General features: G+C 53.3%; 1 protein-coding gene. It reads left to right on the plus strand.

The annotated features are described in order from the left end of the window. Positions 1-492: cytochrome c3 family protein (locus tag ACO0KW_RS20360; protein ID WP_423055170.1), on the plus strand; the 492-nt coding region annotated here is incomplete at both ends.

A 492-nucleotide genomic window follows, 5' to 3' on the forward strand; every position in this document is an offset into this window, starting at 1 on the left:
AATCAGCGACTCATATTCCGACCACTGCCCAATGCGATAGCTGCCACACCAGCGGCTTTAGTACCTGGACCAGTCCGAAGATGAATCATGCGGGAATGGCTGGTACGTGTATCACTTGTCATAGCGGCGCTTACGTCGCTCAGAATGCTCAGACAAAATCTGCCAAACATATAACGACAACGGCCCAATGCGATACCTGTCACACGTCGACCACCACGTGGACTGGCGTCAACTTTAACCATGCCAATGTCTCACCACCTGTCGCAGGTCGCTGTGCTAGCTGTCATAACGGCAGTACCGCAGCGGGGAAATCGGCTACCCATATTCCAACCACTGCCCAATGCGATAGCTGCCACACCAGCGGCTTTAGTACCTGGACCAGTCCGAAGATGAATCATGCGGGAATGGCTGGTACTTGTTCTACTTGTCATAGCGGCGCTTACGTCGCACAGAACGCCTTGACCAAACCAGCGACCCATATTTCAACTACCG

The sequence above is a fragment of the Undibacterium sp. Ji22W genome (assembly GCF_049340305.1).
GTDB lineage: Bacteria > Pseudomonadota > Gammaproteobacteria > Burkholderiales > Burkholderiaceae_D > Undibacterium.